At 65.9% G+C, this 17,561-nt stretch carries 20 protein-coding genes; 6 read left to right on the top strand and 14 right to left on the bottom strand.

All coding sequences use genetic code 11. The features are described from left to right. Positions 1-8 precede the first annotated feature (8 nt). Genes AC4D14_RS13750 through AC4D14_RS13740 form a run of 3 tightly spaced genes read left to right on the top strand, consistent with a single transcriptional unit; the run spans position 9 to position 1,899 of the window. Positions 9-773: a hypothetical protein gene (locus tag AC4D14_RS13750; protein WP_490903170.1), complete on the top strand. Its 765-nt coding sequence runs from the start codon at positions 9-11 to the stop codon at positions 771-773. After that, the gene (locus tag AC4D14_RS13745) at positions 773-1,225 is read left to right on the top strand and encodes a phage holin family protein (RefSeq protein ID WP_490903169.1); all 453 of its coding nucleotides are present in this window, start codon (positions 773-775) and stop codon (positions 1,223-1,225) included. The genes AC4D14_RS13750 and AC4D14_RS13745 overlap by 1 nt, the downstream gene beginning before the upstream one ends. Next, entirely contained in the window at positions 1,222-1,899 is a 678-nt protein-coding gene (locus tag AC4D14_RS13740) for a DUF3618 domain-containing protein (protein ID WP_490903167.1), read from the top strand. The genes AC4D14_RS13745 and AC4D14_RS13740 overlap by 4 nt, the downstream gene beginning before the upstream one ends. Before the next feature lie 130 nt (positions 1,900-2,029). Here AC4D14_RS13740 and AC4D14_RS13735 read toward each other — a convergent pair whose 3' ends face one another. Both AC4D14_RS13735 and AC4D14_RS13730 read right to left on the bottom strand, forming a co-directional pair. Beyond that, the gene (locus tag AC4D14_RS13735) at positions 2,030-2,605 is read right to left on the bottom strand and encodes a cysteine hydrolase family protein (protein ID WP_490903166.1); all 576 of its coding nucleotides are present in this window, start codon (positions 2,603-2,605) and stop codon (positions 2,030-2,032) included. 44 nt (positions 2,606-2,649) lie between these two features. Then, positions 2,650-2,949, bottom strand: a complete 300-nt coding sequence (locus AC4D14_RS13730) for a hypothetical protein (RefSeq protein WP_490903165.1) — start codon at positions 2,947-2,949, stop codon at positions 2,650-2,652. Between the two features lie 450 nt (positions 2,950-3,399). On the opposite strand from AC4D14_RS13730, the gene AC4D14_RS13725 reads away from it, so the two are divergent. After that, the gene (locus tag AC4D14_RS13725) at positions 3,400-4,281 is read left to right on the top strand and encodes a DUF2382 domain-containing protein (RefSeq protein WP_490903164.1); all 882 of its coding nucleotides are present in this window, start codon (positions 3,400-3,402) and stop codon (positions 4,279-4,281) included. A gap of 203 nt (positions 4,282-4,484) precedes the next feature. Next, positions 4,485-4,904: a MarR family winged helix-turn-helix transcriptional regulator gene (locus AC4D14_RS13720; protein WP_490903163.1), complete on the top strand. Its 420-nt coding sequence runs from the start codon at positions 4,485-4,487 to the stop codon at positions 4,902-4,904. An 18-nt stretch (positions 4,905-4,922) separates the two neighbouring features. Here AC4D14_RS13720 and dnaB read toward each other — a convergent pair whose 3' ends face one another. The 11 genes from dnaB to AC4D14_RS13665 all read right to left on the bottom strand — a co-directional run bounded on the left by dnaB (position 4,923) and on the right by AC4D14_RS13665 (position 15,317). Further along, the gene (dnaB, locus tag AC4D14_RS13715; protein WP_490903161.1) at positions 4,923-6,299 is read right to left on the bottom strand and encodes a replicative DNA helicase; all 1,377 of its coding nucleotides are present in this window, start codon (positions 6,297-6,299) and stop codon (positions 4,923-4,925) included. Between the two features lie 730 nt (positions 6,300-7,029). Beyond that, entirely contained in the window at positions 7,030-7,479 is a 450-nt protein-coding gene (gene rplI / locus AC4D14_RS13710; RefSeq protein WP_490903159.1) for a 50S ribosomal protein L9, read from the bottom strand. Between the two features lie 18 nt (positions 7,480-7,497). Next, entirely contained in the window at positions 7,498-7,737 is a 240-nt protein-coding gene (gene rpsR / locus AC4D14_RS13705) for a 30S ribosomal protein S18 (RefSeq protein ID WP_005273147.1), read from the bottom strand. A 107-nt stretch (positions 7,738-7,844) separates the two neighbouring features. Then, positions 7,845-8,396: a single-stranded DNA-binding protein gene (locus tag AC4D14_RS13700; protein ID WP_490903157.1), complete on the bottom strand. Its 552-nt coding sequence runs from the start codon at positions 8,394-8,396 to the stop codon at positions 7,845-7,847. 64 nt (positions 8,397-8,460) lie between these two features. Then, positions 8,461-8,766: a 30S ribosomal protein S6 gene (gene rpsF / locus AC4D14_RS13695; RefSeq protein ID WP_490903156.1), complete on the bottom strand. Its 306-nt coding sequence runs from the start codon at positions 8,764-8,766 to the stop codon at positions 8,461-8,463. Positions 8,767-8,928: 162 nt separating this feature from the next. Then, positions 8,929-10,221 carry a M18 family aminopeptidase gene (locus tag AC4D14_RS13690; protein ID WP_490903154.1) on the bottom strand — a complete coding sequence of 431 codons (1,293 nt, stop codon included), beginning with the start codon at positions 10,219-10,221 and terminating at the stop codon, positions 8,929-8,931. A gap of 35 nt (positions 10,222-10,256) precedes the next feature. Beyond that, a complete protein-coding gene (locus AC4D14_RS13685; RefSeq protein WP_490903153.1) occupies positions 10,257-11,147 on the bottom strand; it encodes an ABC transporter permease in 891 nt (296 codons plus the stop codon). Continuing rightward, positions 11,144-12,091 carry an ABC transporter ATP-binding protein gene (locus AC4D14_RS13680; RefSeq protein ID WP_490903152.1) on the bottom strand — a complete coding sequence of 316 codons (948 nt, stop codon included), beginning with the start codon at positions 12,089-12,091 and terminating at the stop codon, positions 11,144-11,146. Before AC4D14_RS13680 ends, AC4D14_RS13685 begins: the two co-directional genes overlap by 4 nt. 161 nt (positions 12,092-12,252) lie before the next feature. After that, a complete protein-coding gene (locus tag AC4D14_RS13675) occupies positions 12,253-13,101 on the bottom strand; it encodes an ABC transporter permease (RefSeq protein ID WP_490903150.1) in 849 nt (282 codons plus the stop codon). Further along, entirely contained in the window at positions 13,098-14,093 is a 996-nt protein-coding gene (locus tag AC4D14_RS13670) for an ATP-binding cassette domain-containing protein (protein ID WP_490903149.1), read from the bottom strand. Before AC4D14_RS13670 ends, AC4D14_RS13675 begins: the two co-directional genes overlap by 4 nt. A 45-nt stretch (positions 14,094-14,138) precedes the next feature. Beyond that, positions 14,139-15,317 (bottom strand): MFS transporter, encoded by a 1,179-nt coding sequence (locus AC4D14_RS13665; RefSeq protein WP_490903317.1) that lies wholly within the window; start codon positions 15,315-15,317, stop codon positions 14,139-14,141. An 84-nt stretch (positions 15,318-15,401) separates the two neighbouring features. On the opposite strand from AC4D14_RS13665, the gene AC4D14_RS13660 reads away from it, so the two are divergent. Continuing rightward, a complete protein-coding gene (locus tag AC4D14_RS13660) occupies positions 15,402-15,794 on the top strand; it encodes a toxin-antitoxin system YwqK family antitoxin (protein ID WP_490903147.1) in 393 nt (130 codons plus the stop codon). Positions 15,795-15,818: 24 nt separating this feature from the next. Here the strand turns inward: AC4D14_RS13660 and AC4D14_RS13655 are convergent, their stop codons facing one another. Then, on the bottom strand, positions 15,819-17,501 hold the full coding sequence (locus tag AC4D14_RS13655; RefSeq protein WP_490903145.1) for an ABC-F family ATP-binding cassette domain-containing protein: 1,683 nt from the start codon (positions 17,499-17,501) through the stop codon (positions 15,819-15,821). Positions 17,502-17,561: the final 60 nt, after the last annotated feature.

Raw genomic sequence — 17,561 nt, 5'->3', positions numbered from 1 at the left:
GAATGAACATGACTACGCAGAATTGGCCGCAGGATCCCTTGGTTCCGTCAACAACCGGCACGGATTTCGAGGGCAGCGGGACACAGTCCGGCCAGTCGACCACTTCGACAGCGAAGGATCAGGCGAAAGAGGTCGGCCAGGAAAGCGCCGGCGCCGCACAGCATGTCGCACAGACTGCTGCAGCCGAAGCGAAGAACGTTGCACAGGAGGCGGGCAGCCAGGCCAAGAGCCTCGTCAGCGGACTTGGATCCGACATCAAGAGCCAGGCCGGGGCACAGCAGCAGAAGGCAACCGAAGGCCTCCGCTCGATCAGCGACGAGCTCCGCTCGATGGCCGAGAAGTCCGATAATAAAGCAGTCTCAAGTATCGTTCAGCAGGCGTCGCAGCGCGCCGGAGCTGTCGCGGGCTGGCTTGAAGGACGCGACGCCACCGACCTCCTCGAGGACGTTAAAGGCTTCGCCCGTCGCCGCCCGGGAGCATTCCTGGCAATTTCCGCAGGCGCCGGCCTCCTCGTTGGCCGCCTCACCCGCGGGCTGACCGGAGCCGCCCAGTCCGGATCCGACGGTTCGCAGACCCGCCCATCGGGCACGTACGACACTGACTACACCGCCACGACGACCTACGACGCCTCGACAGCGCTCCCGCGGACATCCCGCGGTACCCACGTCGCTGAGTCGTCGCCGGCGTTCGTCGACCCGGCCGTCGAGTACCCCACCATCCCCCCGGGAACCCCGCCCGTGGGCACGCTTCCTGATGAAAGGGACCTGCGCTAATGAGCGAGGCATACTCGGGCGGAGCCCATTCCGCCTCTCCGCCGCCTCCCTCCGAGGCGGAACAGCGCGCCGCGAACAACTCCGTCGGTGAACTGCTTGCCGATGTGACCCGCAACCTCTCCACTCTGATGCGGCAGGAAGTCGCCCTCGCCAAGGCGGAACTGCGCGAGTCCGGGAAGAATGCAGGAAAGGGAGCCGGAATGTTTGCCGGCGCCGCCGTCGGCGGCCACTTCGTACTGCTCTTCCTCTCGATTGCCCTGATGTGGGGCCTCGGTGCCATCATGCCGCTTGGCTGGGCCGCCGTCATCGTTGCAGTCATCTGGGGCATCATTGCCGCAGTTCTCGCCGCGATGGGCAAGAAGGAAATGAAGCAGATCCGCGGCCTGCCCGACACCGCTGAAACCATCAAAGAAATCCCGCCAACACTGAAACCAGGTGAGGAAACCCCATGAGCCAGACTCCAGAAGAAATCCGGGCCGACATCGAGCGCACCCGCCGTGAACTCGGCACCGACGTCGATGCGGTAGCCGACAAGGTGAACCCCTCGAACATCGCGCACCGCCAGACCGAGAAGGTCAAGAACACCTTCAGCAATGTGAAGGACACCGTCATGGGCAAGGCAGACGACGTGAAGGAGTCAGTGATGGGCAAGGCGGACGATATGAAAAGCGGAGTAGCCGGCACGGCCGGTGATACCAAGAGCTCAGCCAAGTCGGCCGCCCACACCGCACAGGAGAAGGCGCACCAGGCGGGCCAGGCCGTGCAGGACGCTCCGCGGCAGATCAGCAACAAGACGGCCGGCAACCCGTTGGCTGCCGGACTCATCGCCTTCGGAGCGGGGCTGCTCGCAGCTTCCCTGATTCCGGCAAGCCAGAAGGAGAAGCAAGCCGCTTCGGCTTTGAAGGAGCAGGCCGCTCCGCTGGCGACCGGGATTACCGATACCGCGAAGGAGGTCGTTGAGAACCTCAAGGAGCCGGCGCAGGAGGCAATGGCGTCCGTCAAGGAAACCGCCACGCAGTCGGCGCAGACCGTCAAGGAAGAAGGCCAGCAGGCCGCTTCCGACGTCAAGGACAAGGCGCAGGACGCCAAGAGCCAGGTTCAGGACTCCCGCTCGGGCGGCATGTAGGGTCCGTTCCGGCTCCGGCTTCAACGCTGACAGCTAGACGCAATAGACGGAAAGAGAGGGAGGGTGCGGATGTCCGCACCCTCCCTTATCTCTTGCCCCGTGCTACCCGCAGGCGGCCCGCAGGGTGCAGTCAGGCCACGGTGCGGTCGGCCGTCGATTGAAGCCGCTGCAGCGCCTGCTTGGTGGTCAGTACGGGTTGGCGGTACTCGTCACTGAGGATGGTGAGCATCGACTCGGCGTAAGTGGGGTTCGTACTTGCGATCGCATCCCGGACGAAGGCCACGCGGAAGTTGTTGGCGAAGGCATCGGCCGCCGTGTGGGCAACGCAGTTGTGGGTGGACACCCCGGCAAGCAGCAGGCCCTCAACCCCCCGCGCATGCAGGCGCTCGGCGAGGTCGGTCCCGAAAAAGGCGCTGTCCCTCGTCTTGACGACCCGCTCGAACCCGTCGGCGCGAAGGCCGGGCACGTAGGCCGCCTGGTCGCTGCCGGCGAAGATGAACCCCTGGTCGTCGTCAAGCATGCTCACGGTCCAGGTCGATTTGTCCCTCAGGTGCTCGGTGGCGACGAACAACACCTCGGCCCCGGCTGCCACCGCCTGGGTTACCAGCTGGTTGCACTCACGGACGAGGGTGTCCCGCTCCCGCCTGAGCGTCTCGTCCTCGAAGTACGCATTCTGCATGTCGATGACCAGAAGCGCCTGCTTCACTGTTTTCCTCCGTTGCTACGTTCCCTGCCGACCGGCATGCTGCCCTAGGACTCGACTGCCCGAAGCTCATCGGCGGGCGTTATCTCCTGCGTGCCCGTCTCGGGAGCGCCGGAGAGGATCGGCACCACGTCGTCGGCCCGCGGCGCTCCAAGCAGCCGTGCGAGGTCGGACTCGGGGATACCCGCAGCCGCGGCGACCTCGGCGGGGGGAACCTCGTCGCGCAGCGCACTCTCGACCGCTTCCCGGCACACGACCGCAAGGCGGTCGCGTTCGAATTCGGCGTTCTCCAGGTCAGCTGCGGCAACAAGGATGCGCTTCAGGTGCCGGTTGTCTTGCTCGAGCATGGATGCCCCTTCTAGTGATGACTCTGTCGTTGGAACGGCGTTGATTCACTGCGCGGAAGCTGCTTCACCGTGGACGAGCCCAACGGCCATCGAGGCCACATCGGGGCGGGGCTGCGGCGCGGCCCTTGGGTCCCCTGCCGCAGACGGTCACCAAAAAGGCTCGCGTCGGTGCTCCGAAGTGGAGTTTCCGAGGCCTTTGGCTGGACCTGTTCTCGATTCTACGAAGAACCCGGGCATTTTGCGAAGCTGCGGCTCACCGGTGACTCCCGCCCGGGGGCTTCGGGCGAAATTATTTCAACTTGGAAGCTAAGCAGGCTTTCAATTAAGTACTAAGTGTGCTTACTCTAGAGGCCGGTGGTCCCTTGAGGGGAGAAGATCCCATCACCGCTGACCTAAGAGCCAGGAAAGTCACGACCCCTCACATTGAGCTACATCGAGAAGGAGAACGACATGATTTCCCAGGAAAACATTGACACCATTCTGAGCCGCGGCGGCAACGTCGTCGGATCCGATGGCGACAAGATCGGGTCGATCGGTCAGATCTACCTTGACGATCAGACCGGCGAGCCCAGCTGGGTCACCGCAAAGACGGGCCTCTTCGGAACGTCGGAGTCATTCGTGCCGCTCCAGGGCGCAGACGTTGAAGGCCATGACGTCCGCGTGCCCTACACCAAGAGCCAGGTCAAGGATGCGCCGCGCATCGAATCCGACGGATCGCTCAGCCCGGAGGAGGAAGACCAGCTCTACCGCCACTATGAACTGGGCGGCGGCTACACCGGGACAACGACCGGCACCACCGGCACCGAGACCTACACCGGGACAACGACCGGCACCACCGGCACGATGCGCGACGACGTCGACATCGATGCCACCTCCGGCCGGCGCGACACCGACTTCGTCGACAACGACCGTCGCGGCACAGTGGGCCACGACACCTCGGGTCCCACCACCGACGACGCAATGACCCTCTCCGAGGAGCAGCTGCACGTTGGAACCGAGCGCCGCGAAGCCGGCAGGGCGCGCCTGCGCAAGTACATCGTGACCGAGAACGTCACGAAGACGGTGCCCGTGAGCCACGAAGAGGTCCGCATCGAGCGCGAGCCGATCACCGACGCGAACCGCGACGCCGCCTACGACGGCCCCGCAATCAGCGAGGAGGAGCACGAGGTGATCCTTCACGAGGAGCGCCCCGTGGTTGAGAAGGAAGCCGTGCCGGTTGAACGCGTCCGCCTCGACAAGGAGACCGTCACCAGCGAGCACACCGTCAACGAAGAGGTCCGCAAGGAAGAAATCGACGTAGACGGCGACGAGCGCCGTGGCGGCCGCATCTAGGCTGCCCGTCCGCTGTGGAAGGCCTGGAGCCAGCGCTCCAGGCCTTCCGTCGTCCCGGGGGCAATCTGCCCCGCTGAGGCCCGCCTGCTCGTGGCCCTCCTATGACAGGGGCCAATATAATAAGCAGGCTTCCTATCGGGGTTCGAATTGTTTACAGTAGTAACTAGGACGACCGGGAACCATGAAGGGGAAGGAACCTCCAAATGCCGGAGCTGAACGAATGGTCGACCAGCCGGCTGCTGACCACCGCGGCGCGCATCGTGGAACACTCCTGGAACGAAAAGCTGCTCAGCATTGGCATCACCCACGCGGGTCTGACGACCCTCGGGGTTCTTGCCCGTGAGGGCACAGTGACCGGGGTGCGCCTCGCCCAGCTGGTGCATGTCCAGGCCCAAACCATCGGCAGGACCCTTGATCGGCTTGAGAAGCGGGGGCTTGTGACGCGGCTGAGAAATACGGCTGACCGGCGGAGCCAACGCATCACCATCACCTCGGCCGGGCTCAAGGCCCTTGAAAAGGCCAAGAACATCGAACACGAGCTGATGCCCGAAGACGGGCTCGCCTCGGAAGACCTGCGCACGCGCCTTAAAACCGTCATCGACGAACTGGGCCCGCGCAAGTAGCCGCGGATCGGGCGGGGGTTAGAAGCCCCCGCCGTCTGCGGCCATGTTGTTGAACCGCGAGTAGTGCCCCTGGAATCCGACAACCAGGGTCTTCGTTGGGCCGTTACGGTGCTTCGCCACAATGACGTCGGCCTCCCCGGCCCGAGGGGACTCCTTGTCGTAGACATCGTCGCGGTGGAGCAGGATAACCATGTCGGCGTCCTGCTCGATCGAGCCGGACTCGCGGAGGTCGGAGACCTGGGGCCGCTTGTCGGTCCGCTGCTCCGAGCCACGGTTCAGCTGCGACAGCGCAACCACCGGAACATTGAGTTCCTTGGCAAGAAGCTTGAGCGCACGGGAGAATTCCGAGACCTCCTGCTGGCGCGACTCCACCCGCTTGCCTGAAGACATCAGCTGCAGATAGTCGAGGACAACGAGCTTGAGGTCGTGCCGCTGCTTCAGGCGCCTGCACTTCGCCCGGATCTCCATGAGCGACATATTGGGGCTGTCATCGATGAACAGCGGAGCATCGTTCATGCGCCCCATGGTTGTTGCGATCTTTCCCCACTGTTCGTCCTTGATGGTGCCTTTCCTCAGATCCTGGAGCCCGATTGTGGCCTCCGCCGAGAGCAGGCGCATCGCGATCTCGTTGCGGCCCATTTCCAGGGAGAAAAACACGGTCGTCATGTTGTGCTTGATCGCGGCGGAGCGCGCCCAGTCGAGGGCGAAGGTCGACTTACCCATAGCCGGACGGGCTGCGACGACGATCATCTGGCCGCCGTGCAGCCCCTGGGTCAGCTCGTCGAGCTCGTAGAAGCCCGTGGGCACGCCGGTCATCCCCTCGCCGCGGTGCCCTGCGGATTCGATCTCGTCGACCGTTCCCTCGATGATGTCCTTGAGCGCCACGTAGTCTTCGGCCGTGCGGCGTTCCGCCACGGCGTACACCTCGGCCTGGGCGGCGTTGACGAGGTCGTCGACCTCGCCGTCGTTGGAGTATCCAAGCTGCACGATCTTGGTCCCGGCATCGACAAGGCGCCGGAGCACGGCGCGCTCCCTCACGATTTCGGCGTAGAAGCCGGCGTTCGCGGCCGTCGGGACGGACTGGATCAGCGTGTGGAGGTAGGCAGGCCCGCCGATGCGCGAAATTTCGCCGCGCTTGGTGAGCTCGTCCGAAACCGTCACGGCATCGGCCGGCTCGCCACGCCCGTACAGGTCGATGATCGCTTCGTAGATGCTCTCGTGTGCGGGCCGGTAGAAGTCGATGCCGCGGAGCACCTCGACGCAGTCGGCGATGGCGTCCTTCGACAGCATCATTCCGCCGAGCACCGACTGCTCGGCCACAAGGTCCTGCGGCGGTGTGCGTGAAAATTCGGGTGACCGGGTGTCCGGTGTTGAGTCTGCATGTGCCAAGGACACTGGCGCACCCTTTCTACTGAAAATCGTCCCTCCACGCAGCGGCGCAGCCGTCGGCTGAGGAGCTGGGCCGGGATCGCTTACGGAAGGTGTATCACCCGGCACTCCCATTCTCGATGGGACCTCCGCAACGCTAGCCCCAGCGGCCCGGCACACCAAGCGAGTTGCCAACAGGGCCTGTGGATTACTTGTGGATACTGCGGCGTGTCTTGTGCACAGGCTGGGGAGAACCCTGTGGACAAAAAGAAATCTTTCCACTGAAACCCGCTCTGACGTGGGAAAACTTTATCCAGTGCCTGTGGAGGAAAAGTAATTTGGCGGAAACCTTCATCCACAGGTTGTATGTTGACACCCCGGTTGAGGGAGCGTAGCCGGCGGCGGGCCCGGCGACGGAACGGCGTGGAAGGGCGCTGGAGAGGTGCCCGGCCCCGGAGCCGGGCGCAGGGATACCGCAGCACCCGTGCGCCCCTCCGTGGCCCTGGTGAGGATCCGCTGCCGAGGATCCTCGCCCCGGGTCCGGCCCCGGGGCGTGAGCGCCCTTAACGGGCTCCTGACGCGGCCCATAGGGCATTGGCGGGGTCCGCAGGGCCCGGCCACCGGCGAAGGGCGGTACTGCTGCCCGGGAGGCGCGGAGGCCCTCACAGGCTTCCATGGCGCTTTCGGTTGAGGACGAAAAGGGACCCCCGCCGAGGCGGGGGTCCCTTTTCGTGAGCGTCGTGCGAAAAGCGCTGGACTAGCCGGCGACGACGTCCAGGTCGATCACTGCGGCAACGTCTTCGTGAAGACGAACGTTGGCCTGGTAGGAGCCAACCGACTTGATGTGCGCAGGCAGTTCAACCTTGCGCTTGTCGATGCTGCCGAGGCCTGCGGCCTCGACGGCCTTTGCGACGTCGTCCGCCTTGACCGTGCCGAACAGGCGGCCGGAGTCGCCTGCCTTGACGGTGAGCTTGACAGGCTTGGCCGAAAGCGCCGCTGCCTGCTTCTGCGCGTCTTCGAGGCTTGCGTGCTCGCGTGCCGAGCGGGCGGCCTTGAGCGACTCAACCTGCTTCTCGCCACCCTTGGTCCACGTCAGGGCGAAGCCGCGGGGCAGAAGGTAGTTACGTGCGTAACCGTTCTTCACCTCGACGACGTCGCCTGATGCACCGAGACCGGTTACTTCCTGGGTCAAAATAAGCTTTGCCATGAAATAGGTTCCTTTCCTTTAGCCGCGGCCGGCGCCGGAGTAAGGCAGGAGCGCAACTTCGCGGGCATTCTTGATTGCCTGGGCGATCTTGCGCTGTTCCTGCACCGTCACACCGGTGACGCGGCGGGCGCGGATCTTTCCGCGGTCGGAAATGAACTTGCGCAGCAGTGCTACGTCCTTGTAGTCGATGACGGTGACGTCAGCGGCCTTCAGGGGATTGGACTTTGGTTTGGGCTTACGAAGTTCAGCCTTAGCCATCGTGGTGCTCCTTTTATCTGTTGGAGCCCGCAGAACGATTCTGCGGGATGGGACGTACTGGTGAATCTTGTGCAAACAGGGGCTTCGGGACCGAAGCCTGCCTGCGGTTAGAAGGGAGGCTCGGAATCCGGACCGTTGCCCCAGCCCTGCGAATTTCCGCCCGCGGGCGCACCCCAGGGATCGTCGGCGGGCTGCTGTGCCTGCTGGCCGCCGCCGCCCCAGTTCGAATTCGTACCGGAGCCGCCGCCGAAGCCACCGCTGTTTCCGCCGAACCCGCCGCCGCCACCGCCGGAGCGCTGGGTGCGGCTGATCTTGGCCGATGCGTAACGCAGGGAGGGGCCGATCTCGTCGACCTCAAGCTCCATGACGGTGCGCTTTTCGCCTTCTTTGGTTTCGTACGACCGTGACTTCAGTCGGCCCTGGGCCACGACCCGGGTCCCCTTTGTGAGGGTCTCGGCGACATTTTCGGCCGCCTCACGCCACACCGACGCGCGGAGGAACAGCGTTTCGCCGTCCTTCCACTCGTTTGACTGGCGGTCGAAGGTACGCGGCGTCGACGCGATGGTGAAGTTCGCCACCGCAGAGCCCGACGGCGTGAAACGAAGCTCAGGATCGTTGGTGAGATTGCCAACGACCGTAATTGTGGTTTCGCCTGCCATGGTGCCTCCTTGGGTCACGTCCCGCCGGAGCGGGCTTGTTGAGTAAGAAAGGGGTACGCCGAAACTACTCGGCGGAAACCTTCTGCTCCTCGGGGCGGATGATCTTGGTCCGCATGATGGTCTCATTGAGGCCAAGCTGGCGGTCGAGTTCAGCTGCTACTGCGGGAGTCGCGGTGAAGTTGACGACGGCGTAGATGCCTTCGGCCTTCTTCTGGATTTCGTAAGCCAGACGGCGACGTCCCCAGATGTCCACCTTGTCCACGCTGCCGCCGCCGTTGCGGACGACGTTCAGGAACTTCTCAAGTGTCGGTTCGACGGTACGTTCCTCGACATCGGGGTCGATGATTACCATCAATTCATATGCACGCATGTGTGAACCCACCTCCTTTGGGCTAAACGGTCACGGCCTTTCCGTAACAGGAGGTTCTTTAGCGTTGATCCGGCTGCCGCCGGCGGGATTTCCCGCCCACAGGACTCAGCACAGACTTGTCAATACTAGCGGATGAACGGGCGGCGGGAGAATCGGTCCGGTTCAGGGGTGGAGGGGGCGCACGAAGAAGCGCGACGCCACCTGTGCAAGGCGTACCGGGTCCTCAACACCGCACATTTCGCGCGCCGAATGCATCGACAGCAGCGGGGTTCCGACGTCGACGGTGCGGATGCCCAGACGGGTAGCGGTGAGTGGACCGATCGTTGAGCCGCACGGCACCGTGTTGTTTGAGACGAACTCCTGGTACGGGACACCGGCCTCGGCGCAGAGAGCGGCCCAGAGCGCGGCGCCGGGGGCGTCGGTGGTGTACCGCTGGTTGGCGTTGATCTTCAGCAGCGGGCCGCCGTTGAGCACCGGATGGTTCGCGGGGTCGTGGCGTTCGGCGTAGTTGGGGTGGATGGCGTGGCCGGCGTCGGCGGAAATGCAGAACGAGGAGGCCATGGCGCGCAGGCGGTCCTCCAGGCCGGCCCCCAGGCCCGCCGAAATCCGCAGCAGGACGTCCTCGAGGAACGGCCCGCTCGCCCCTGAACGGGAGGCGCTTCCCACCTCCTCATGGTCGAAAGCCGCGAGCACCGCGATGGGCCGCCCCGGCCCGGCCGCGGACCCGGCGGTGTCGATGAGCGCGGAGAGTCCGGCGTGGACCGAGGTGAGGTTGTCCAGCCGTCCCGAGGCGAAGAACTCGCCGTTCGCGCCGAACACTGCCGGTTCCTGTGTGTCGGCTACGACGATGTCGAACCCGCCCACCGCTGCGGGGTCGAGGCCGGCGGAGTCCGCAAGCACGCCGAGGAGGTCCGCCGCCTGCGGCTCACCGAGACCCCAGACCGGGTTCATGTGCTGCTGTTTGTTGAGGCTCAGGCCGTCATTGGCTGAGCGGTCGAGGTGGATGGCGAGCTGCGGGAACCGAAGCAGAGGTCCGGTTGCGACAAGGTGTTCGCTTCCGTCACCGGTGACGAGCCGCCCCGCCAGGGCCAGCTCGCGGTCCAGCCACGAGTTGAGCAGCGGCCCGCCGTAGACTTCGACGCCGGCCTGGAGCCAGCCGTGCCGGCCGATGGTGGGCTTGGGCTTGAGCTTGAACGACGGCGAATCGGTGTGGGCGCCAAGGATGGCGAACCCCGTGGCGGCGGTCGCATCCTCCGGAACGGACCACGCAATGAGGGCGCCGTCGCGGATCACAAAATAGTTCCCGGGTCCGGAGGGCCACGCGTCGTTCTCCGAAAGGCGCTCGAACCCGGCCGCGGCAAGCCGCCGTCCGCCTTCTGCCGCCGCGTGGAAGCTGGAGGGGGAGGCACTGACATACGCGCCGAGGTCGTCGATGTGGGTTGAGGCTGAAGGCATGTTCCGATTCAACCAGATCCCGCGCGCTGCCGGTCCTAGACGTCCCGCTTCCGGGCGACCACAAGGGAGGCGACAAGCAGGACAACGGCCCAGGCTCCGAGGACGAGGCCGCCTTCCCACTGGGTCAGGGCACCCTCCTCCGCCGTGATGGCGACAAGCCGGTCTCCGGCGTTGGTCGGCAGGAAGCGGGCCGCATCGGGAATCCAGTCGGCCAGCCCGGAGATCAGGTTGACCACGATCACGGGAACCACAAAGAACAGTCCCACGGCCGTGACCACCCCGCCTGCGGTATTGCGCAGCAGTGTCCCGATCCCCATGGAGATCACGGCAATCAGCGCCAGATAGGTTCCGGTGTTGAGAATGCTGGCGCCCACACCCTCGTCGGTGAGGGCGAAGCCGAGGTCTTCGACGGCCAGGATGGGCTGGACGGCGAAATACGAGAGCAGGGCTGCAAGTGCGCCGACAAGGAACGATACGAAGGCGGCGATGACGTTCTTCGCGAGCAGGGCAGGCACGCGTTTGGGAACGGCAACCATCGTTGACCGGATCATGCCCGTGGCCCACTCGGAGGCGATCAGCACCACCGCGAGGGAGGCGATGAGGAGCTGCCCGAAGATGGTGCCCGACGAGGGAGCGGTGCGGGCAAGGTCTCCGATATCCGGCATCGGCTCCTCCGGCGGACCCATCTGGGGCGCGGGCCCGCCCGAATTCAGCTGGGCCTGGGCCGTCTGGAGGGACCACGCGAACAGTGCGGCAAGGCCCACCATCACCACAAGCGTGCAGACGAGGAGGATCACCGTCGACGGAACCGTCGTGATCTTGATCCACTCGGATCTCAGGACGCGGGCGAAGCTGAGACGGGGTGCGTTTTTGCTGACGGTCCCCGGCCCGGCCGGGGCCGGCGGGGTGGAGGTTGAGGTGCTCATGAGCGGTCTCCTTCGGGGACACCCTGGACGCCCAGGGGCAGGTCGTGCGAGGCGTATTCGACTTCCGAGGCCGTGAGCTCCATGTAGGCCTCCTCAAGGGAAGCCTGGAGTGGCGTCAGTTCGTAGACGAGCACCTGGTGGCGCAGGGCCGTTTCGGCGATCCTGCGGGGATGGGGTCCGGAGATTTCGAGGAGCTCGGGTTCGAGGAGTTTCGACGTCGTTCCGTCGCCCGCGAGCGCCGCCAGCAGGTCGGCGGGCCGGTCGGTGCGGACCCGGGTCTTGAGCTGGCCCGCGCCCGCGAGGATCTCCGAGACCGGGGCATCGGCGATGATGCGGCCACGGCCGATGACGATGAGGTGGTCCGCCGTCATCGCCATCTCGGACATGAGGTGGGACGAAAGGAAGACGGTGCGGCCTTCGGCGGCGAGGCCGCGGGCGAGGTGCCGGATCCACTGGACCCCCTCGGGGTCCAGTCCGTTGACCGGCTCATCGAGGATCACTGTATGCGGGTCGCCCAGCAGCGCGACGGCGATTCCGAGGCGCTGGCCCATCCCCATCGAGAATCCACCGACCCGCTTCTTGGCGACCGGCCCCAGCCCGGTCATCTCAATGACCTCCCGGACCCGGCTGTTGGGGATGCCGTGGGTTGCGGCCATGGCGCGCAGGTGGTTGTAGGCGCTGCGCTTTGTGTGGAACGCCTTCGCCTCGAGCAGCGCCCCCACCTCGCGCAGCGGCGCCCGGTGTTCGGAGTACCGGCGCCCGTTGACCCGCACCGAACCGGCGCTCGGTGTGTCAAGACCGACGATCATGCGCATGGTCGTGGATTTCCCAGCGCCGTTGGGACCGAGGAATCCTGTCACCTTGCCAGGCTGGACGGTGAAGGAGATGCCGTCGACGGCGGTTTTGGGGCCGTAGCGCTTGGAAAGGCCGTGTGCCTCGATCATGACGTGTCCTTTGGCTGGTTGGTCTGGAAGTGCCGCACGCGGCTGTTTTGCCCCACTCTAGGCTGCCGCCCCGCCGGCGCCCCCGGTCCGCGGAGGTTTCCGTGGACCGGGGGCGGCGCGACGCGCGGACGGCCGGGTGCGTGGGCGTGGTCGGCGGACCGTCAGCGGGAGCTGATCGAGGCGAATTTCCGGATGCACAGCGGCACGAAGATCAGCAGCATCAGGACCGCGCCGATCAGGACCGTGGGCACCGCGTTCTGCATAGGCCAGGAGTCCGGGGTGGGCACCGAGCCGACATTGCCGAAGAGCTCGCGCGCGGCCTGCACCAGTGCAGAAACGGGATTCCAGTTGGCGAACGCTTCGAGGGGTGCCGGGAGGTTCTGGCTCTGCACGAAGGCGTTCGAAATGAACGTCAGGGGAAACAGGATCATGAAGGAGGCGTTGTTGATGACTTCCGGCGACTTCACGCTCATGCCGAGCAGCGCCATCACCCAGCTGAAGGCGTAGGAGAACAGCAGCAGCAGCCCGATGCCCGCGAGGAAGCTCCCGAAGGAGGCGTTGATCCGCCAACCCACAACGAAGCCCGTGGCCATCATGATGATGACCGAGATCCCGTTGAGGACGAGATCGCTGTTCGTGCGCCCGACCAGGACCGCCGATGAGCTCATCGGCAGGGTCCGGAAACGGTCGATGATGCCGTCCTTGAGGTCCTGCGCCATGGCGGAGCCGGAGAAAGTCGACCCGAAGATCACCGTCTGGGCGAAGATCCCGGCCATGAGGTACTGGGTGTAGTCGGTGCCTTCGACCGCAATCGAACCGCCGTAGATCTGGCTGAAGAGCAGGACGAACATGATGGGCTGCAGGACAGCGAAGACCAGCATGTCGGGGGAACGCTTCAGTTTGGTCAGGTTGCGCTTGGTGACGGTCCAGCCGTCCGACAACCACATCGAAGCGGCGCCGGGGTCGGCTGCCGGCCCGGCGTGCCGGTTCTCGGGGGCTAGGACGCTCATTTTGCGTTCTCCTTTGCGGGTGTCTCGGAGCTGTCTTCGGCCGCTTCAGCGTGCCGGCCGGTGAGTTTGAGGAAGACGTCGTCGAGGCTGGGCCGCCGCATACCGGCGTCGTGGAGCTCGATTCCCGCCTGGCCCAGGTCGCCAAGGACGTACTGGAGGGCCCGCGGCCCGTTGATGACGCCGACTTCCACGGTGCGGCCGTCGTCGGCGACGGTGGGCGAACCGTCGCCGTGGCGCCCGAGGACCTCGCGTGCCGCAGCGGCGTCGGAGGCATCGACAAGGGTCACAACCACGCGGTGGCCGCCGATCTGTGCCTTGAGCTGGTCCGCCGTGCCTTCGGCGATGACCCGCCCGCCGTCGATCACTGCGATGTCGTCCGAGAGCTGGTCGGCTTCCTCGAGGTACTGGGTGGTGAGCAGCAGCGTTGTACCGTCGTTGACAAGGTCCTTGATGATTCCCCAAAGCGACAGCCTGCTCCGCGGGTCGAGCCCCGTTGTCGGCTCGTCGAGGAACAGGATCTTCGGGTTGATGACGAGGGCGCCGGCCAGGTCGATCCGGCGGCGCATGCCTCCCGAGAAGCCCTTGACGGGGCGGTTGCCCGCCTCCGTCAGTTCGAACTGGTCGATCAGCTCCTGCGCCCGGCGCTTGGCCTCGCGCGCTCCGAGGTGGTACAGCCTGCCGACCATCTCGAGGTTCTCGAAACCGGTGAGGTTCTCGTCGACCGCCGCGTACTGCCCCGAGACACCGATGATTCTACGGGCTGCCTTGGGGTTGCTGAGGACGTCGATCCCATCGACGTGTGCCGTTCCCTCGGTGGGACGGATCAGGGTGGTCAGCACCTTCACCACCGTGGTTTTCCCGGCGCCGTTCGGCCCGAGCAGCGCCTTTACTGTGCCCTGGGGCACGGAGAGATCCATGCCGTCAAGGGCATGCACCGGTCCGCTCTTTGACTTATAGGTCTTCTTCAGACCGAGTGCCTCAATAATCGCCATTCCCACAGCGTAGGAGGAAAGCGCCCCGCAGACTAACCGATCAGGTCAAATGCTGTCCTTATCCAAAATTGCCGTGCGCTCGGTCTCCCGGCGCTCCCGGGCGGCGGGGGCAACGATGAAGGAAGCGAGGACGGCGACGCCGACGGCGAGCAGGGCGGTGCGGATGCCCACGATGTCGCCGAGGAACCCAAGCAGCGGCGGGCCCGCGAGGAAGGCCGAATAGCCGATGGTCGACACCACCGACACCCGGGCGGCGGCGCGTGCCGGCTCGTCGGCCGCGGCAGACATTCCCATGGGGAACCCGAGGGCGGCCCCCACTCCCCACAGGACGGCACCGGCCGCAGCCAGGAGCACGGTGGGCGCGAAGACGAAGAGCAGCAGGCCCAGCAGGGAAGCCCCGAGGCTGGCCTGGAGCACCCGCACACGGCCGTAGCGGTCGATGAACGGGCCGCCGATGAACCGGAAGGCCGTCATTGCCGCAACGAAGAGGGCAAACATGACAGCCCCGGTGCTCTCGCTTGTCCCGAGCCCGTCAACGCTCGCCTTGGCCAGCCAGTCGTTGGCCGCGCCTTCAGTCAGCGCCGCACCCAGCACGACGAGGCCGATTAGCAGCGTGCGTGGTTCCCGCCAGACGGCGAACCGGCCTCCTGCCGCGGACGACGGCGCCTCGCTCTGGTGGGCGCGGGTGGGAAGGAAGTACCGGGGGATCCAGAGGGAGATGGCCAGGGCCACAACGGAAACCACCAGCAGGTGGGCGGCAAGTTCCACGTCCAGCGCCGCGAGCGCCGCCCCCAGCAGCGCCCCGAGGAACGCTCCACCGCTGAACGCCGCGTGGAATCGCGGCATGAGCGTGAAACGGAGCCGGCGTTCAACCTCTGCGCCCTCGATATTCTGCGCCACGTCCCAGAGCGCGACACCGGCGCCGAAGAGGAAAAGCCCGACCGCCGCCAGGGGCACCGACTGGGTCCAGAGCCCCGCGGCGACGGTTGCCGCTGCGAGAGACGACGCCGTGCCGCCGGCCCGCACCGTGTTGGCTGTGCCGATCCGTGCCGCCACTGTTCCGGCAAGCGGCAGGGACAACACCGAGCCGATCGCGCCGACAAGCAGCAGCGCCCCCATTTGCCCGGAGCCGAGGCCGAGGGTGGCGGAGGCCGCCGGGATCCGCGCGGCCCAACTCGCAAACACCAGTCCGTTGAGGCCGAAAATGGCAAAGGTCGCCCACATTGCAGGCCGAAGTTTGGGGTTCACCTTGTCACCGTATGCGGTGCGGTCCACGCCTTCCAAACCTGTCAGTCATACGCTTGCGGGATGGACGAACAGCTCAACTCGACAGACTCCGCGGGAAAGAAGGCCGGCCGGTGGGAGGAGCGTTTCGCCGGGGGCGGGTTGTCCGGCGAAGGCCGGTATGAGGACGGCGAGCGCTCGGGCCCGTGGACCTTCTATTTCCGCAACGGGCGGGTGAAGGCCAGCGTCTCCTACGTGAACGGACAGCTCGACGGCGAGTGCGTCTGGCACCGCGAGAACGGTGGCCTGCTCCAGCACGGCGCATTCAGCAACGGGCTGCAGCAGGGCCCGTGGAAGCGCTACCACGCCAGCGGCGCGGTCCTTGACGAGGGCCATTACGTCGATGGGAAGAAGACCGGCGGGTGGATCACCTACGATGCGCAAGGCAACGTAACCCGGACCAGGTCCTTCCGCTGACCGCGGTCGTTCCCAAAACCGGCCTCAGCGGACCCGCTCGACCCTCTTTTCGTCCCAGACGGGTTCCTCGGTCTCGTACACCTTCCCGTCGGAGCCGAACACCAGGAAGCGGTCGAAGCTGCGGGCGAACCACCGGTCGTGGGTGACGGCAAGGACGGTGCCCTCGAACCCGTCGATCGCATGCTCGAGCGCCTCGGCCGAGTGAAGGTCGAGGTTGTCGGTGGGTTCGTCGAGGAGCAGCAGGGTTGCCCCTGAGAGCTCGAGCAGCAGGATCTGCAGCCGCGCCTGCTGTCCGCCCGACAGCGAGTCGTACTGCTGCTCGGCCTGACCCGCCAGGCCGTAACGGTCAAGCACGGCCGATGCGGCCTCCCGCCCGAGCCCGGACCGGTGCTCGTCGCCGCGGTGCAGGATGTCGAGCAGGGTGCGCCCCAGGAGGTCGGGCCGCGAGTGGGTCTGGGCGAAGAACCCGGGCCGGATCCGCGCGCCGAGCTTGACCGAGCCCTCGTGCGGAACCTCGGCGATGTCGACGTCGGACACCGGCAGGTGTTCCTTGTCGGGATCCGTTCCGCCGCCCGCGAGGAGGCGGAGGAAGTGGGACTTGCCGGATCCGTTGGAGCCGAGCACTCCCACGCGGTCGCCGAACCAGATCTCGGTGCTGAACGGCTTCATCAACCCGGTCAGCTCGAGCTTCTGCGCGACGACGGCCCGCTTGGCGGTCCGGCCGCCGTGGAGGCGCATCGAAACGTTCTGCTCCAGGGGGATCGCCTCGGGCGGACCGGCCTCAAGGAACTTCGCCAGGCGGGTCTGCGCCGCGTGGTAGCGGTTGGCCATGTCGGAGCGGAAGGCAGCCTTGTTCTTGTACATGTTCACAAGCTCCTTGAGCTTGATGTGCTCCTCGTCCCAGCGCCGCCGCAGCTCCTCGAACCGGGCATTGCGGTCGCGGCGGGCCTGGAGGTAGGTTTCGAACCCGCCGCCGTGCACCCATGCCGAGGCGCCGAGCACACCGGGTTCGAGCGTGACGATCCGGGTTGCCGCGTTGGCCAGCAGTTCGCGGTCGTGGCTGACGAAGAGCACCGACTTGGTCGACTCCGCGAGCTTCTTCTCGAGCCAGCGCTTTCCCGGCACGTCGAGGTAGTTGTCGGGCTCGTCGAGCAGCAGCATCTCGTCGGGCCCGAAGAACAGCGCCTCGAGGATGAGCCGCTTCTGCTCGCCTCCCGACAGCGACGACGCGGCCCGGTGCTGGGCGCGCTCAAACGGTATGCCGAGGGCCGCCATCGTCACTTCGTCCCACATGGTTTCGAGCTCGTAGCCGCCGGCGTCGCCCCAGTCGGAGATCGCCTGGGCATACCGCATCTGCGTCGGCTCGTCGTCGGTTTCCATCATGGCGAGTTCGGCGTCGTCGACCGCGCGCGCCGCGGCGGCAAGGACGGGAGGCGCCGCGGAGACCAGGAGGTCCCTGACGGTTGTGTCGTCACGGACCTGGCCGACGAACTGGCGCATGATGCCGAGACTGCCGGAGCGCGTGACCGCTCCCTCGTCGGCGCTGATGTCCCCTGAGATGATGCGGAGCAGGGTCGTCTTGCCGGTGCCGTTGGGCCCGATCAGGGCGGTCTTGTGGCCCTCCCCCACCTTGAAGGAGACGGCGTTGAGCAGTTGCCTGCCGTCGGAGAGGAAATAGTCGATGTTGGAAACGTCAAGGTGTGCCACTCCTCAAGCTTAGCGACGCAAAGCCGGGCTGCCGCCGCGGGGCCTGTTCAGGTCCTTCCG

It is taken from the genome of Arthrobacter sp. TJ-254, assembly GCF_058269175.1.
The sequence above is the reverse complement of the archived record's forward strand: the minus strand, read 5'-3'. Positions and strand labels throughout refer to the sequence as shown.

What these genes read in the sequence shown, in the direction of transcription:
- AC4D14_RS13660 (WP_490903147.1), top strand. Translation starts at nt 15,402, where the DNA reads ATGGACGAACAGCTCAACTCGACAGACTCCGCGGGAAAGAAGGCCGGC.
- AC4D14_RS13745 (WP_490903169.1), top strand. Translation starts at nt 773, where the DNA reads ATGAGCGAGGCATACTCGGGCGGAGCCCATTCCGCCTCTCCGCCGCCT.
- AC4D14_RS13750 (WP_490903170.1), top strand. Translation starts at nt 9, where the DNA reads ATGACTACGCAGAATTGGCCGCAGGATCCCTTGGTTCCGTCAACAACC.
- AC4D14_RS13665 (WP_490903317.1), bottom strand. Translation starts at nt 15,317, where the DNA reads ATGTGGGCGACCTTTGCCATTTTCGGCCTCAACGGACTGGTGTTTGCG.
- AC4D14_RS13740 (WP_490903167.1), top strand. Translation starts at nt 1,222, where the DNA reads ATGAGCCAGACTCCAGAAGAAATCCGGGCCGACATCGAGCGCACCCGC.
- AC4D14_RS13725 (WP_490903164.1), top strand. Translation starts at nt 3,400, where the DNA reads ATGATTTCCCAGGAAAACATTGACACCATTCTGAGCCGCGGCGGCAAC.
- rpsF (WP_490903156.1), bottom strand. Translation starts at nt 8,766, where the DNA reads ATGCGTGCATATGAATTGATGGTAATCATCGACCCCGATGTCGAGGAA.
- rplI (WP_490903159.1), bottom strand. Translation starts at nt 7,479, where the DNA reads ATGGCAAAGCTTATTTTGACCCAGGAAGTAACCGGTCTCGGTGCATCA.
- AC4D14_RS13675 (WP_490903150.1), bottom strand. Translation starts at nt 13,101, where the DNA reads ATGAGCGTCCTAGCCCCCGAGAACCGGCACGCCGGGCCGGCAGCCGAC.
- AC4D14_RS13680 (WP_490903152.1), bottom strand. Translation starts at nt 12,091, where the DNA reads ATGATCGAGGCACACGGCCTTTCCAAGCGCTACGGCCCCAAAACCGCC.
- AC4D14_RS13670 (WP_490903149.1), bottom strand. Translation starts at nt 14,093, where the DNA reads ATGGCGATTATTGAGGCACTCGGTCTGAAGAAGACCTATAAGTCAAAG.
- AC4D14_RS13700 (WP_490903157.1), bottom strand. Translation starts at nt 8,396, where the DNA reads ATGGCAGGCGAAACCACAATTACGGTCGTTGGCAATCTCACCAACGAT.
- AC4D14_RS13730 (WP_490903165.1), bottom strand. Translation starts at nt 2,949, where the DNA reads ATGCTCGAGCAAGACAACCGGCACCTGAAGCGCATCCTTGTTGCCGCA.
- rpsR (WP_005273147.1), bottom strand. Translation starts at nt 7,737, where the DNA reads ATGGCTAAGGCTGAACTTCGTAAGCCCAAACCAAAGTCCAATCCCCTG.
- AC4D14_RS13690 (WP_490903154.1), bottom strand. Translation starts at nt 10,221, where the DNA reads ATGCCTTCAGCCTCAACCCACATCGACGACCTCGGCGCGTATGTCAGT.
- AC4D14_RS13720 (WP_490903163.1), top strand. Translation starts at nt 4,485, where the DNA reads ATGCCGGAGCTGAACGAATGGTCGACCAGCCGGCTGCTGACCACCGCG.
- AC4D14_RS13685 (WP_490903153.1), bottom strand. Translation starts at nt 11,147, where the DNA reads ATGAGCACCTCAACCTCCACCCCGCCGGCCCCGGCCGGGCCGGGGACC.